Consider the following 14837-nt stretch of genomic DNA (forward strand, 5'->3'; position numbering starts at 1 on the left):
TTAATCTGGATCGGTGCGATAATAACAAACATAGTTTTTCTCCTATACGTAATTTGCAAATCACATTTTATTTTTCGTATTGGCATCCTGATGCCGAATTCACATTAGCCTATCACAATTTGGGAGGGATGTCAATTAAGTTCAAATTTTGTGATTTTCATCTCTTTTTCCGTAAATCAAGAACGGCTGCATAGTGTTTGATGATCTGACCGTTATACTTCGTCTCACTCAGATTGACAATCCCCTCAAACAGTAGACGTTTATTCTTATCTGGCAACGCGATGTGATCCGAATAGGTGTTTAGGAGTTTGATGTACTGCTCAGATGAATATGTTTGCGTCCATGGATATACACGTTTAATTGGATCCTGAAAGGCTTCCACGCCGGGGAAGTGTGTAGCGTGTGTAGGGCGGTTCCCTGTCGGTAGAGGGTAGTATCTATCGTATAGATCCTGAACTTCTGCAAAGAATCCTTCGTCTTTTCTGGCGTGCTGATTTGAAAAAACGGCAAGGAAACCCTCTGATTTCAGCACCTCGGATGCCTTCAGATACCTCACTTTTGGATCTACCCAATGAAAAGCGGTAGCAGAAGTAATCAGGTCAAACTTTCCGTTTGATTCCCACTCCTCAAATGCCTGTTCCACGAACGAAAGGTTTGGAAACGCCTTCAGTTTTTCCTTCGCAACGGCGATTAAATCGGCACCGATGTCCAGACAAACCAATTCGTATCCACGTTCCGCGAAGGATCGGGTCGCTTTTCCGGTGCCGCATCCAATCTCAAGGATTCTGCTGTGGTCGTTAAGCCCAGAGAGATCTACGATATCTTGGATTAACTTCTCAGGATATTCGGGTCGGACCTCTTCATAGAGTGTTGCAGCAGTATTAAACATGGTCTTGAGTTGAGTGTTCGACATAAGATTTTCCTTCTATGATGGTTCCTTTCCAATTCTACCACGCCGTCACAAAAAGACGATCCCTTGGTTTATCTAACTTCACGCTAAGAATGCTACCTTTAGGTAGTCGGATGTAGACGTGCGTTTTTTGGACTTCCTTCAATTGAACTGAGCGAACTCTGGAAGATTGGGTTCAAAAAGGTAAGCCAACTTCGCAAACACAGCCCGATCCCCCGGCAGGCTATCGACAACCACAAAGAAGAAATGGCTTTCTGGCGTAAATTCGTAGTCGAAGATCGAATTGAAGTTGTAGGTGATCTCATCTACCATCCGTTCATCTACACGTTCCACGAAAATTCGCCAACCGATTTTTTGGGTAAATTGGTAATTGCTGCGAAGCCGTAAAATGAGCGTGTTTCGATGTGCGCGCCAAAAGAAATTATCGAGATCCAGATCAATCGTGAACTTGCCGAGAAGGTTGACACCCCCGGAAAAACTGGTGAATCGATTGAATTCATCTCGACGGGTGCCGAAACGATTGATAACCCCCAATTGCCCCCACGGTGCCTGATAATCAATCTCTGATCTGATAAACTTTGTATCAAAAAGTTGCCCGACCTCACGGAGTCGACCGAATCCACCGGAAGTGAAAAAGTTAAACCGCCCAATGTCAATGTAGAAACGCGACTCGCTCAGCCGTTCCCTTAGCAACCTTTGCGAATTGGTTTGATAGAAATGGCGTGTATCCACCCAAAAGGATTCCACGAAATGCGCCTCTGGAAACTCATATCTATACCTGAGACGTGCGCGTGCCTGACGAAACGCTTCCTCTTCAAGTCCCATTTCGTTCGGACGAAAGCCATCCTGAATCTCTTCGAGTTGAACCTCGCCGAGCCACCCTTCGTGAATCCATTCCGTGGCAGTGTGGTACGCCCAGTGCATCTCGCCATCAACCCAATCTATGGCGTACTGAGACGCTGCAGTCCAGTCTCGATGCAATCCAAATCGCCCATTAAGCGATAGGAGTGCGACATCTCGATCGGCTTGGTGTTTGTGGATTCCCATCGCACCGATGACAGTCCGTTTACCGATGTCATGATTGATCCGTCCGGCTAAGAGATTCACCTGCTTTTTCTGATCCGCGTCGTATCGGTCAATCATTTTGCCGTAGGTATTGATGACAGCGAAATTAGAGTTGCCAACTTTGCCTGTCGTTTTCGCGCCTACATCAATTTCTTGGACGCGCCGAGTATAGAATAGATTCAGCGGCAACTCAAATAACTCAGCACCCTCCCTGAAAAACGGACGGCGTTCTGGAAGGAAGAACTCTCGATCACTTGAGATGTTAATTTGCGTCGGATCGCTCTCCAACTGTGAAAAATCGGGATTCAGCGTCACATTCGAGGTCAGGTGCGTTGACATCGGGAGAATTACGTCTACCCCGCCATCAAGGTCGTTGGGACGATTGACGAGCGCACGATAGCTGCCATACGGAAGTATACCGATCTTTTGCGTTGTTTTGATCTTTTCTAAATTTAGTCCGGTCAAATCGCCGAACTCTGAGACGCGTGAGAAAAAAGCCGTCTCTGCCCATGAATGGGATTGACCATTTATCGGACGCACCCGCCAAAAATTGATGCCCCAGGTAGTGTTACGCCGATTAAAACGAACCTCATCGAATGGAATCGCAAATTCTGCAGTCCAATTGTCCTTGTGTTTTTTACTTTCGCCTCCCACTTTGCGTCCCAACTCATGTCAAAGACGCTTTCATTGCCGACTCTCTCATCCGCTTGTGTGCCAAGTGTATTGACTGCAAAGATATAGCAGTTGCGCTGGTCGTGATAGGTATCGAGCATCACCTCAATACAGTCGTTCTGCCAGACGAAGGAGTCACGACGTGTCATCGTTTCTCGGAGATTTTTCATATCTGGCTCCTCACAACGCACGCCGATATAGAGCATGTTTTCATCGTACAGCACCCGAACTTCGGTGTCTAATTCAGCCCGATGTGTTTCTCCCTCCTTTGCTCGGTAAAAATGGGTCGCGATGTCGGCGTGTTGCCAGACTGGGTCTGTAAGTTCGCCATCAATAACGGGTGGGTTCTCCGTCAAGGTTGCCCGAAGGGTGCGTCTTGTACTTTGCGTCTCTCCAAAAAGCGGCGTGGTCACCAAGAACAGTATCGGCATCCAAATGAGTGCGTGTGTCCACTGCACCCGTCCAATTTTTTCCATTGTCCCCTCATTCTTTTATTGTGTGTATTTGTGAGTGTTTAGCAGTTTTGCGAATTAAATCAAATCTCCCTCATCAAGGATATAACCCACCCTGACGAAAATTCATCAGAAAATTTGTCTATCAGTAATCTTTTGTTTCTGAGAGTTTACGCAGTGCGGCAAGATATAACGCTTTGCTTTGATTCTCGAACGGTCCCGGATGGGTCGGGTTTTCTGGAAAATGTGAGAACAGACTCGCTTCACTGACTTCCTCAAGATCGAGTGGATGACCTAACGCCTCTATTTCTCCCAAGTAAGCGATTCCCCAGTATTCGAGATTGAACATGAAACAGTGAATGTAACACAGCACTTCAAGATTTTTCAGCGTTGCTCCCGTCTCTTCCAGAAGTTCTCGGTGTGCAGTTTCTTCAGCCGTTTCCCCGGGTTCAGCACGTCCACCCGGCAGCGTCCAAATATCGTTATCACGCCATTTGCAGAAGAGTATCTGGTTCTGTTGATGTGCGAGACAATTGAAGTTCTTCGAAATAGAGTAACATATAGCCATCTTTTTCCTCAATCTTTTGAACCATCTTTTTCCTTTCTAAATACGAAAATCATAGGTAGTATTTGGATGAATGGAAACTGCGCGATTTGACTGGATTTAGCTACATTCCGAAACTTGGGAATACCAAATTCACGAATAATGTCTCCATGAAATTAAAAGACAATCGGAAACTACAGAGCGTTGTTCAATCGCTTTCGCCTGCTTTTTTAATCGTTTCCGCGCACGGCTCAGGCGGCTCTTAATTGTGTTCTGAGATACGCCCAAGAACTTGCTAATTTCTTCGCAGGTCATTTCAGCGAGATAGTAAAGACGGATCACTGTCCGGTCGGTTTCTCGGAGTTTATCAAGGAGTTTTTGAATCAAGGCGCGATCCGATTCTTTTCCCCTTTCCGCCTGCTGTTCTGCTGTATACTCGGCATAACTCAATTCTGCGAGTTCTTCGGGCTCGGTTAATGTTAGCGGCTGCAGTTGCGGTTGAACGGCTTGTTTTCGGAGCCACGTGACGCACAGGTTGTTGGCGATAACATAGAGCCATTTGGCAAATCGGTCTGGACGTGTCAAGGTGGCGAGTTTTTGGTATGCCGTGAGGAATACCTCCTGCGTAATATCTTCAGCGATGTGAAAATCGTCAATTTTTCTCCAGACAAGCGCGTGAATCTGCGATTGATATTTCTCAACCAGAGCGGCAAAAGCATGATGATCACCTTCCAACGTGAGTTGAACCAACTTATCGTCGCTATGTTGCATGGGGTACCTCCATAAGGAATTTTCTTCTGTGATTAAAGACGAAAATTGGGGGGCGAAAAGTTGCACCTTTAGAAAAAAAAGACTAATTTTTTCGATTTCCTGTGTGAAACATGACGGTATAGAAAGTATAACCTACACGGGAGAAAATGCATCAGAAAATTTGGCTATCAACTCTCGGAATTCGTGTGAAAAATCGTACAGGATGGCTTAAATTTCGCGTTTAGCAGTGTAAAACTGCTTTAGTCGTGGGCACTGTGGGGAGTATGTCAACTATTATTTGCTCCGAAAATTAATCCTGCATTTCAAAACCTATGTTTAGAAGGATTTCTTTTGATATATTTCTTTTACAACAGTTTCGATCGTTGGTTCTTCAATCTTTATGTCACGCGGATGAAGGTGGTCCAAGATTTTTTGAATGATATCGATTGCCGAAATTTCATTTTTGTCAAAAGAAATGGTTAAGGAGTAATCGTTTCGCCTTGTGAATTCGAGGTGGGCAATTTTTAATCTTTCGCGAATAATGTCTACATCAATGCGTTCATAAAAATCGACCTGAATTTTTCGTTTTCTGGCTAATTCATCTTTTGCCTGTTGTAGGTCTCCATCAAAGATAATCTTTCCTTGATCAATGATGAGGCTTCTTTGGCAGAGGTACTCGATGTCACTGAGGTCGTGCGTCGTTAGGATCATAGTCGTTCCGAGACTTGCATTCATCTCTTTAATGAATTCCCGGATATTCGATTTCACTGCAACATCGAGTCCAATCGTGGGTTCGTCCAAAAAAACAACGGGGGGATTATGTAATAAGGAAGCGGCGATGTCACATCGAACTCTCTGTCCCAGGCTTAATTTTCGGACAGGAATGTGAAGTAAGGGACCGATACCTAACACCTCATCAAACTTTTTTAGCTGCTCTTGGAAATCTGTCTTGCTGACTTCATAGATGTCTCTGAGAAGCGTAAACGCTTCAATGACAGCTATATCCCACCATAACTGGGTGCGTTGTCCGAAAACAACGCCAATATTTTTCACATGCTGCTGTCTCTGTTTGTAAGGCACAAGTCCATTCACCGTCACTTTTCCGTCCGTTGGGGTGAGGATGCCTGTTAAGATTTTAATCGTTGTTGATTTGCCAGCACCATTTGGTCCAATGTAACCGAGAATTTCTCCCCGCTCGACATGAAAACTGATGTTATCTACTGCTTGAACGAATTCGTATTCTCTTTTAAAAAGGTTGATGAAAGCGCCTTTCAATCCTTCCTTGCGTTTGAATGTTTTATAACTTTTGGTTAGGTTTTGGACCTCTATTAAAGCCATCAGATACTCCTTTGAGTAATTAAGACCCGGAGCTTTCGTACCTTCGCACCCCTAAATTCCATACCAGAGTCCCTATTCCCCAAGTTAGAAGGGCGATGATAGGCGTTAGGTAGGCGTAGAGGACGTAATCCTGTCTGCCTAAAAAGAGTGTTGCAGGATAAAAGGAAGTAAATGCCAAAGGCAATATCCAACTCAGGAACACTTGTAACGCCGGGCTGTAAATGGTAATAGGATATTTCGCGAATTCACGAACAGTCATTAGGGGCCAGGCGAGTGCCCCTGTTGGGTCCTTTATCCAGAAGGTCAAACTCACCAAAATGAGCACCAATCCTGTAAAGATGAGGGTGGCTGAGAGTACCAGTCCGAAAAAAATGAGGCACTCAAAGGCAGATAATGACATATTTAACTTCGTAGCCGCGTAGAGTAGGGCACCGACTCCCATCGCCAAGGTAGAAAACGAGCCGATGTCCAATCGTTCAATGATAATCTGGAACAGAAGTGGCAATGGACGAAGCAACACACGATCAAAATTCCCATCAAGAATGTAAAAGCGTCCCAATTGGATGAGATTTGAAAAGAACATCGAAAATAGCGCAATTGAGGTTTGGGCAAACCCGTAGATAAAAAGGATCTCTCCGTAGCTCCAACCATTGATATCCGGAATATGGTTGAAGATTATTAGAATGAAAACCAGAGAAGTGATCTGAGTCGAGAGGGCAAACACCATCTGAATCAAAATATCTGCTCGATAGGCGAGTCTACCTTTGAAATACTGTCCAAAGTAACGAAGATAAATTTTCCCATAAAAGAAGAGTCGAGGCATTGACATAAAGTTTAACCCCCTTGTATCGTCAGCTTTCGCACCGAGATCTTGAAGAGAAAGAATCCTGCTATGGATAAGGTAGATGCCCAAGTTGCTTGGACAATCAACGCGCTTACTGTCTCCTGGATACCCAATTGACCTAAATAGATCTGCATCGGTATGTAGAAAATCATTCTGAAGGGCAGGTAATCTAATATTGAAATCATCCAGCTCGGAAACATTACCAACGGTATCAAGGTCCCTGATAGCAGTTCAATGCTCGCGGTTGTAGCAAAGAGAACGCCCGCATTATTTTCTATATGGAAAGTCGTGAGACCGACCAGAAAAGCAATTCCAGCGTAAATCAAAACCCCCAACGCCAGACTGGCGATGAATGTCGCCGGGCTATCGGGCGGTGTCAATCCGACCCATAACGCCCAGATCGTTAAGACGGTGGCACCCCTGAAAAGAAGCTGAAAGAGAATCCCTCCAAAAGTCCGAAAATAGATGTAGAGTTGGTAACTCACAGGCTTTAAGAGGTTCATGATGAGTTCCCCACTGTGATACTGGCCACTCATCTCACGAGAAATCCCACCAGAAAGCTCGTTGAGAATAAACCGAAACACACCGGCAATCGCTACGTATGTGACCATGTCCTCTAAGGTATACCCACGAATCGTCCTACCGTCCGCCAAGATCGCCTTCCAGAGAAAATAATTGACAATTATTATCAGAAGATATTCCGTCAAGACGAAGAAGAAATGGGCACGGTAGCTTAATCGGTCAATAAAACGGATCTTGCTAAATCTCGTATAAATTCTGAAACGTGTCCAAAATTTTCTGAGGGGTGCCATTGCGATGTGTTCCAATATAAAGAGTTGATGTGATTTGTTAGAGATTCCACAGATAGGAAACTTTGGCAACGATGACCCTATTTTCTAACCGAGGACTTCTTGTCAAGGTCCCCCGGCTTTCATTATAAGCCAAGAAGAAATGGCTTTTGGGACTGTATTCCCAGCCAATAAGTCCACTGATAAGATATCTGAGATTCGTTTCTTTTTTGCTATAATGTGTTTGACCCCAAAAGGCTTGTGTAGATAACCGAAAAAAGAAGTCCCTGGTCAAAAGGTAAGTGACTCGGACGGAATTGGAAATAAATTCTCCATCTATTTCACCGACTGGGGTTGAAGTTTGGGCAACTGCAAGCATTAATTCGAGAGTCAGATTATTTTTCGGGCGCAAGGTGCTTTGGATGTCAAAACTTCTTTGCTCTCCAATATACTTTTGGGCAAAATTATAGAAATTACCCATACCTATCTGCAAAGTCGTGGAAAATCGCTTGGCGGTATCCGTCCGAAACATCAATTTCGCTTCTCTTGTCCAGAAAACCTCTGTCAACTCCGCTTCTCTTGCATAATTGAAAATGAAATCAACTCGCTCCAAAAATAACTCCCGAAATTTTACCCGGGACCAAACACTATTTGACAAAAGTAAAAGATCTGGATCAAACCGTGGGTTTATTTGAAGGTTTGGGTGTTGACGCTTCCAATCCGAAAAGTACGGGGCGGTGTATAGCCCTTGGGATAGACGGCTACCGGTGCCTATAACGAACTTTTCATGCCCTAACACAGCGAGACGCGGGGTGTATTCCAGCTGCGTTCCAACGTGCTGCCAACCGCGATGTGCCTCCTTTTGAATGAAACCCGTCTGGTTTACCGAAAACTCCGCCTCAATCCGCTCCATAGAGATTTCCGCGTTGAAGAGGTCGGTTCCTCTGGTGATGGTCAGCAAATACGCTCGCGGTAACTGCCCATCTCCAGTGTTCCAACTTTGGGCGATTTGTCCTGTAAGGATGAGGTTTTCTCCCCTCGCAATGCTGGTATCTAAGCCAATGACGCGGCTGTTTTCTTCAGCTAACTCTTTTCCGGCATATAGGATGCCAACGTTGGATTTTTCAAAGAGATCTCGCTTTGCCCGAACAACAGTAAATCCCGCGGTTTCTCTCGCTGTAGTTTCCTTTTGGAGACCAAAATAATCCCAGTTCCCGGTTCTGCTTGAAATGATCCCTAAGGTGTAATTTCCTATCTTGCCCGTGGCGTTCGTGCCCCATAGGATATCACCTCTGCTACCAATCCGTCGGCTATAGTAAAGTTCCAAAGGCGTTGCAAAAACGCTATTGCCCTGAATGAAAAACGGGCGTTTCTCTGGAAACCGGATCGGAAACCGAGTTAAGTTGATTTCCAGTTGGTCTCCCTCCACTTGCGCAAAGTCCGGGTTAACGGTTCCGCTGACCCGAAGTTTATTGGTGAGTCTGTATTGAAAGTCAAGCCCTATATCTGACTGACCACTTATGTGTGTTTCTTCACTTTCCGTGCCTCCGCCTATGATGTGTGGATAAATCTCCACTTGTTTTCCTGATTGGATATCCTCTATCCCTACCAGATGTCCCAATGCGGACATTCTCGTCCAAAATCCGCCGTGATCCCCAGGCGGCTTCCAAGTATCTGTTTCCCGTTTTCGTCGGATAAATCGTTCAAAGTTGATGCCCCACACCTGCTTTTTAGCATCAGAAAATCGGAAATTACTGAACGGAATTTTAAACTCAGCCATCCAGCCCTCGCTATCAATATTTGCTTCAACCCACCAAATCCCTTCCCATGTAAAATCCACTTCAGAATCATTGTAGCGGTAATTGTCATCTTTCACGCCCCCAGGCGTGCTGACAAACTTATATCCAGTGCGATGATCGTGATACGGGTCAATAAAAAAAGATATAACATCAGAATAGAAGACATCACCCCCGCGCCGAGTGATACGGTTTACAATTTTATGGGGCTCGGAATCGTAACACCTGAATCCAACGTACAAATGATGTCGATCGTAAACAATATAAACGACCGTTTCTTCAGAAGCCGGTTTATCCGGAGTATCCTTCCAAACAAAGCCGCTAACAGGTAAGGCTTTTTGCCATGCTGCGTCCGTTAAAACTCCATCAATGTTAGGAGGAGGAATCTCTCCTAATGGCTGTGCTCTCACCACATAATGTCCTAAGTCACCTTTATGGGCATAAAGTGAGGAGGCAAATGAAAAGAGTATAAAAACAATCGTGAATAATAAAGTCATTTTCCAATTTTCCAAAGTACCCAAAAATCACGCAAAACGACTCTGGGTTAGTCTCCAGATTGAGCCTTTACTGCCGCTGCGATGAGCCTTTCTAAATCTGCCTCTCTGGCTTTATGTGTGATTAATTTTCCTTCTCTATCAATGAGCCACATTTCAGGAATGTCGCCAATACCATAGTGTTGCACAAGTGAATCTTCGCCAGCCCCTTGATCAAAAATCTGTCGCCAAGGGATGTTGTTTTCTTTAACGTAGTTTTGTAGTATGACTTCTTCATCATCAAGGTTGACCCCGATAATGTCAAACCCCTCATCTTTATAGGTATCATAAATCTTTTTGACCTCCGGCATTTCCGAAATACGTGGCGGGGACAAGAACGCCCAAAAGTCGATCAAAACGATTTTTCCACGATAGTCCTGAAGCGAAATAGGATTCCCATCAAGGTCGGTCGCAGAAAAGTCAGGGACAGGCATCCCAATCGATTCGTATCTCGGATCAAACTTGCGACCATACGCTTCGGCGAGTTCAGTATTGCCTAATCTTTCATGGATGAAGGAAAGTTTCTCAAGGATGAATCTCTCATCTGGATACTGCTGTTCAGCTTCCGTAAAAATCTCAAGCATGTCCTCATATCGTTCCGTCATCACAAGTATGTTCCACAGGTTCCATAGGGCATGATAACTCGGAATTTCGAGTTTCGTGGCTGACTTCAACCGCTCAATGACTACATCCGCCGCTGGTTCATCCCCAATTTTGGCGTAGAGATGGACAAGTCCCGGATAGAGGGAAAAGAAACGCATGTCATCAGGGTGTCGTTCAAGTGTTTCTTTGAAAGCGGCGATAGCTGCTTCATGGCTACCATACATATCCTCCGGCGTATATTCCCAATTCATGGATGACTTGTAAATCGCATAAGAGAAGCTTAAGTTCAAAACATGCAAATTTTCATTCGCATGATGCCGACAGCGGACAAGCGGCATGACATCACCATACACCATACGTTGTTCCCTTTTCTTCCCTCGATATTCGGGATAGAATTGATAGTCATAACTCACCGACATTTTTGGATCTATGTTCCAAGGGCGCCCTGCCTTGCCACCGTGCTGATCCGCAGGACAGGTCAGAACGTTTGAATCTACCAGATGTTTAGGATACAGATCTGAGAGCCACTCAGGAAAATCGTCGTGTTCTTTTTGGTAAGTTTCAATCGCCTTGCCAATAGCAATTAAATTTTGCGTGCAAAGTTCCATGTTTGTCTCATCCATCACGGAATCTTCTCCTGTGGTAGAGGTCAAAAGCGTTTCAGAAGTCTGCGAACCCGTATTGTCGTTTTTACCGTTGGACAGAGTTTGCCCTGTCTGACTCCGGACATCCGGTTTTGAATCCATGTTAAGGACGATAGGTGCGTCAACGATTTCAATAGTGTGTTCCGATTCCGCTTCAAAACTATATGGGTGTTGAAAATGCAGAAGATATTGGTTGCCTATGCCTATCATTAGTAATATCACCGTTACAGTTGAAACCGCAATTGTCCACGGCACTAACGGCTTACCTCGAGACGCGGCAACGGGTTTAATATGTGCTATCTCCCGCACGATATTTTCGGTGAGATTTGCAGACAGTTGGAAGTTATCCAACGCTTCTCGAATTATAGGTTCTTCCTTCTTCAAACGTTGGCGCGCTCGACTGAGTCGACTTTTAATTGTATTTACAGATACCCCCAAAAACTTACTAATTTCTTCACATGTCATCTCGCCAAAATAATACAGGGTCATCACAGTGCGTTCGCTCTCCTGTAACTTAGCAAGCAACTGTTTAACGACCTTTTGCTGTGCTTCAGTCGCAGTTCTTGCCTGTTCATCTGCTACATATCGGGAATATGCCGCTTCTCCCTTCATTGCCATGTTAATGCCCTCCACCAATCGGACATGCAATCGATGCTTACGGAGCCACGCAATACAACGATGGTTTGTAACCACATACAACCATCCAGGGAACCGATCTGGCTCTCTTAGGGTTGCCAGATCTCTATAGACTTGCAGAAAGGTTTCCTGCGTAATATCTTCAGCAATGTGGAAATCGCCGATTTTGTGCCAGGCAAGCGTGTGCACGTGTTTACGGTATTTTTTCACGAGCATGGTGAAAGCGGTTTCGTCGCCTGCAAGCGTGCGGCGAATTAATTCGGTATCATTATCTTTCATCATGCACCTCCAAAAGTAGATTTTCAAAGTGGGATTCAAGAATTCAGCATAAAATTCAAGTTAATCAGGATTTAGGGAAAATTGAAAGGCATATCTATCTACGGAAAATCGGGACACCGACTGACACAAAACTGGTGCGGTTAAGTCCTATTAAAAATAAAATTGAACTGCTTGAAAATGTCCGATAAACACTCTTATCGGACGTTTTCGTTTCATATTTTATGTGTCACTCTTCAATTTGTGTGATCCATTACAAGTCCCCCTCAAAAACAACGTTATATCCATTAGGGGACCTTACTATAATTGTACAGACATCACCAAAATCGTAGGTGTACTTTTTTAGACCTTGCACTACCTCAAGGTTTTTCTCACCACAAATATCTAAAACTTCTTGGACACTGTTTACGGCAATCTGCCAAGTAAAGTGTTGAGATATGACTTCAACGTTGACCTCGCTTTTGCGACCAAGCCCAAACTCAATATTCTCCCCATACTGTATTGCTTTGAAGTCTTCATCATCGTAAGAGAGTTCAAATCCCAACGATAGATAAAATGCTACTTCAGCATCCAAGTCTTTTACTTTCAAAATTGGCATCAGCATCGTGTAAAGTTTGCTGCTCATACATTACCTCCGTTCGTGTTTCTATATCTTTAGACAGTAATGTAAGTTGGGTGGAGCAGTGAAGACCAAGAACCCGCCAATTTATATGGGAAATTTCGATTTTCAGGAACCCTATTCGCGTAATAAATTCAGCGAAACCCAACGAACCAACTCACATTATATATGGCGCGCGTTAAGGAGAAATGGTTGCATAATTCTGCAGAAAAAGAGAGGATTGTGGGAAGATAGGAAAAACTGACTCAACTACATTGTTAACAGACAGCACAAAGGTCTCGTACCCGATCCGCCAACTCTGATGGATCGGACAATACTGGATAGCCTGCCGCTCGCCGCATCACAATATCTTCTCCGAGCAAGTCTGTGTGCTGACGGAGGAACCACGCGGCGCAAAATGGCAACATCCCAACTTGAGCTGCGCCTCGAAGTTCATCACTATTGCCATCACCTATGAATATGCAGTCTGAAGGAGCAACGCCTAAATTCTTGCATGCGTGTTGATAGATATGAGGGTCAGGTTTGACCATTCCAACCGCATGAGAAAATATGGGCGTTTCAAAAAAGTCGGACAAAGGACTATTTGCCCAATCCAAGACTTCAGAACCGTCGGTATTACTGATAAGACCGATCCGAATGCCTGAAGTGGTAATTTCATTGAGCATATCAAGAATTTCGGGTTCTATACGACGAAGATGGGCGGTAAAAGCAGATTGGCGGCGTTCAGCGAGGGTCTTAATAGTGCTGTCAGAAGATTTTCCGCCAAGCTGCTGGACGATATAACACAGAACGGTTGCATAGTCTGGGAATTGTCCTGTATATCGTGCTGATCGAAGGCTCTGGTAGTATTCTTGCTGAAATTCCTTCACAGGTAACTCTAATGTCTGCGCAACTTCAGTGGTTGAAGGATGGCCCGTGTCGAATCCTGAAACGAGTGTTTCAAATAAATCGAAGAGGACTACCTTTACAACCATTTCTAAATTCCCGTGTTAATACTTATTGGTGTGGTTATCAGAAATTGCGGGACAGGCATCTTGATGGACACAGATAGCGTTATCAGTTACTTCGCCGCTCTGTTCAAGGACCGTGAACCCATGACGCTCCAGTTCTAAACGTAAATTTTCAGGGGTTCGGTAACGCCGCTGATGGATGTACCAAACATCATTCACACAAATCGTCCCTTCATCTACGTTTCGGTTTGGAAACCCAAGTCTTTAGACTTGGGAGGAAAAACCGCCCTCGTGTGTGAGACCATAGCGTTTTTTTGAAAAAACACTTGACATTTTTAGCAAAATGTGGTTTAATAGATGTATCACACTGGAAACCGACATATTCAGCGTCACCGCTTGGTGACGTGTCGGTTTCCTACCTACTGAATAGGGGTTAAAAGTGTGATGTGTGATAGCCGAATGAAACAAACCTTTAAGTTTCGTGTAAAGCCTACCAAAACAGAGGAACGTTGGCTTTATGCGGAGTTGCGCCACCAGAAGCAATTGCAGAACTACATGCTCCAGATGCGGCATCAGATGTGGGACTATGGTCGCAAATCTGTGTCGATGTATGACCAGATCCACCATCTGAAAGACCTCCGCGCCACCACCTCTCACTATTGGGAACATCCTCAGGATATGCAGGTATCGACAATCAAGCGCGTCAACGCGGCACATGAACATTTCCGCCGCCGATGCCGAGAAGGTTCGGAAAAGAAGGGATACCCGCGTTACAAGTCCTCTGTCCGTTCGCTGTCCTGGAGTCTGCGCATACACACAGTTAAGGATAAAGCGACAGGTACATTTAAACGTGTCCGTCAGACCCCTATCCGTGAAACAGGCAAACGGCATAACCTGCTGAAAGTGCCGAAACTCGGTGAAGTCAAGATCCGCCAACACCGTCGAATCGTCGGAGACCCGAAAGAGGTCACGTTGAAAAAGACGGCACGCGGGTGGTATGTCTTTATCGTTTGCGAAGTGCCTGACACGCTGAAATGTGTTGCAAAATCTGCGTGTGGTGTAGACGTGGGGACGCACAATTTTCTGACGACCTCTGACGGTGAAACCGAAGAGAATCCGCGCTTTTATCGTCAAGCGGAATGCAAACTCGTCAAACTTCATCGCGACTTGTCTCGCAAGACGTATCGGAGTAAACGGTGGTATAAGGCGAAGGACGCATTGGCGAAGGAGGCAGATATTGTGGCGTGTCAACGACTTGACTTTATCGCGAAAGCTGTTTACAAACTCTTTCACCACAAAGCCTTTGATGCCGTTGTTGCTGAAAAACTCAAACCGAGTAACATGGTAAAAAATAGGCATCTTGCGAAGTCTATTTCCGATGCGTCCTGGGGCATGTTCTTTGACTGGCTTCACTGGG

Annotated in this window: 14 protein-coding genes; 1 reads left to right on the forward strand and 13 read right to left on the reverse strand. The window is 44.9% G+C overall.

The annotated features are described in order from the left end of the window. Positions 1–157: 157 nt before the first annotated feature. The 13 genes from J4G07_00005 to J4G07_00065 all read right to left on the reverse strand — a co-directional run bounded on the left by J4G07_00005 (position 158) and on the right by J4G07_00065 (position 13639). Positions 158–913 carry a methyltransferase domain-containing protein gene (locus J4G07_00005; protein MCE2412361.1) on the reverse strand — a complete coding sequence of 252 codons (756 nt, stop codon included), beginning with the start codon at positions 911–913 and terminating at the stop codon, positions 158–160. Positions 914–1051: 138 nt separating this feature from the next. Next, positions 1052–2515: a hypothetical protein gene (locus tag J4G07_00010; GenBank protein ID MCE2412362.1), complete on the reverse strand. Its 1464-nt coding sequence runs from the start codon at positions 2513–2515 to the stop codon at positions 1052–1054. Then, the gene (locus J4G07_00015; protein MCE2412363.1) at positions 2503–3123 is read right to left on the reverse strand and encodes a carbohydrate binding family 9 domain-containing protein; all 621 of its coding nucleotides are present in this window, start codon (positions 3121–3123) and stop codon (positions 2503–2505) included. Before J4G07_00015 ends, J4G07_00010 begins: the two co-directional genes overlap by 13 nt. A 121-nt stretch (positions 3124–3244) precedes the next feature. After that, a complete protein-coding gene (locus J4G07_00020) occupies positions 3245–3667 on the reverse strand; it encodes an NUDIX domain-containing protein (GenBank protein ID MCE2412364.1) in 423 nt (140 codons plus the stop codon). Positions 3668–3796: 129 nt separating this feature from the next. Continuing rightward, positions 3797–4414 (reverse strand): RNA polymerase sigma factor, encoded by a 618-nt coding sequence (locus tag J4G07_00025; protein ID MCE2412365.1) that lies wholly within the window; start codon positions 4412–4414, stop codon positions 3797–3799. A gap of 315 nt (positions 4415–4729) precedes the next feature. Beyond that, positions 4730–5731 carry an ATP-binding cassette domain-containing protein gene (locus tag J4G07_00030; GenBank protein MCE2412366.1) on the reverse strand — a complete coding sequence of 334 codons (1002 nt, stop codon included), beginning with the start codon at positions 5729–5731 and terminating at the stop codon, positions 4730–4732. A 19-nt stretch (positions 5732–5750) separates the two neighbouring features. Beyond that, positions 5751–6560: an ABC-2 family transporter protein gene (locus J4G07_00035; protein MCE2412367.1), complete on the reverse strand. Its 810-nt coding sequence runs from the start codon at positions 6558–6560 to the stop codon at positions 5751–5753. 5 nt (positions 6561–6565) lie between these two features. Beyond that, positions 6566–7387 (reverse strand): ABC-2 family transporter protein, encoded by an 822-nt coding sequence (locus J4G07_00040; GenBank protein ID MCE2412368.1) that lies wholly within the window; start codon positions 7385–7387, stop codon positions 6566–6568. A 37-nt stretch (positions 7388–7424) separates the two neighbouring features. Then, positions 7425–9656: a carbohydrate binding family 9 domain-containing protein gene (locus J4G07_00045; GenBank protein ID MCE2412369.1), complete on the reverse strand. Its 2232-nt coding sequence runs from the start codon at positions 9654–9656 to the stop codon at positions 7425–7427. A gap of 47 nt (positions 9657–9703) precedes the next feature. Beyond that, on the reverse strand, positions 9704–11857 hold the full coding sequence (locus tag J4G07_00050; protein ID MCE2412370.1) for a sigma-70 family RNA polymerase sigma factor: 2154 nt from the start codon (positions 11855–11857) through the stop codon (positions 9704–9706). A 247-nt stretch (positions 11858–12104) separates the two neighbouring features. Then, positions 12105–12476, reverse strand: coding sequence for a VOC family protein (locus tag J4G07_00055; protein MCE2412371.1), 372 nt, complete (start codon positions 12474–12476; stop codon positions 12105–12107). A 251-nt stretch (positions 12477–12727) separates the two neighbouring features. Beyond that, positions 12728–13444, reverse strand: coding sequence for an HAD family hydrolase (locus J4G07_00060; protein MCE2412372.1), 717 nt, complete (start codon positions 13442–13444; stop codon positions 12728–12730). 15 nt (positions 13445–13459) lie between these two features. Further along, positions 13460–13639, reverse strand: a complete 180-nt coding sequence (locus J4G07_00065; protein MCE2412373.1) for a hypothetical protein — start codon at positions 13637–13639, stop codon at positions 13460–13462. Positions 13640–13879: 240 nt separating this feature from the next. Here J4G07_00065 and J4G07_00070 point away from each other — a divergent pair. Next, positions 13880–14837: transposase (locus J4G07_00070; protein MCE2412374.1), on the forward strand; the 958-nt coding region annotated here is incomplete at its 3' end.

This window comes from Candidatus Poribacteria bacterium (genome assembly GCA_021295715.1).
Classification (GTDB): domain Bacteria; phylum Poribacteria; class WGA-4E; order WGA-4E; family WGA-3G; genus WGA-3G.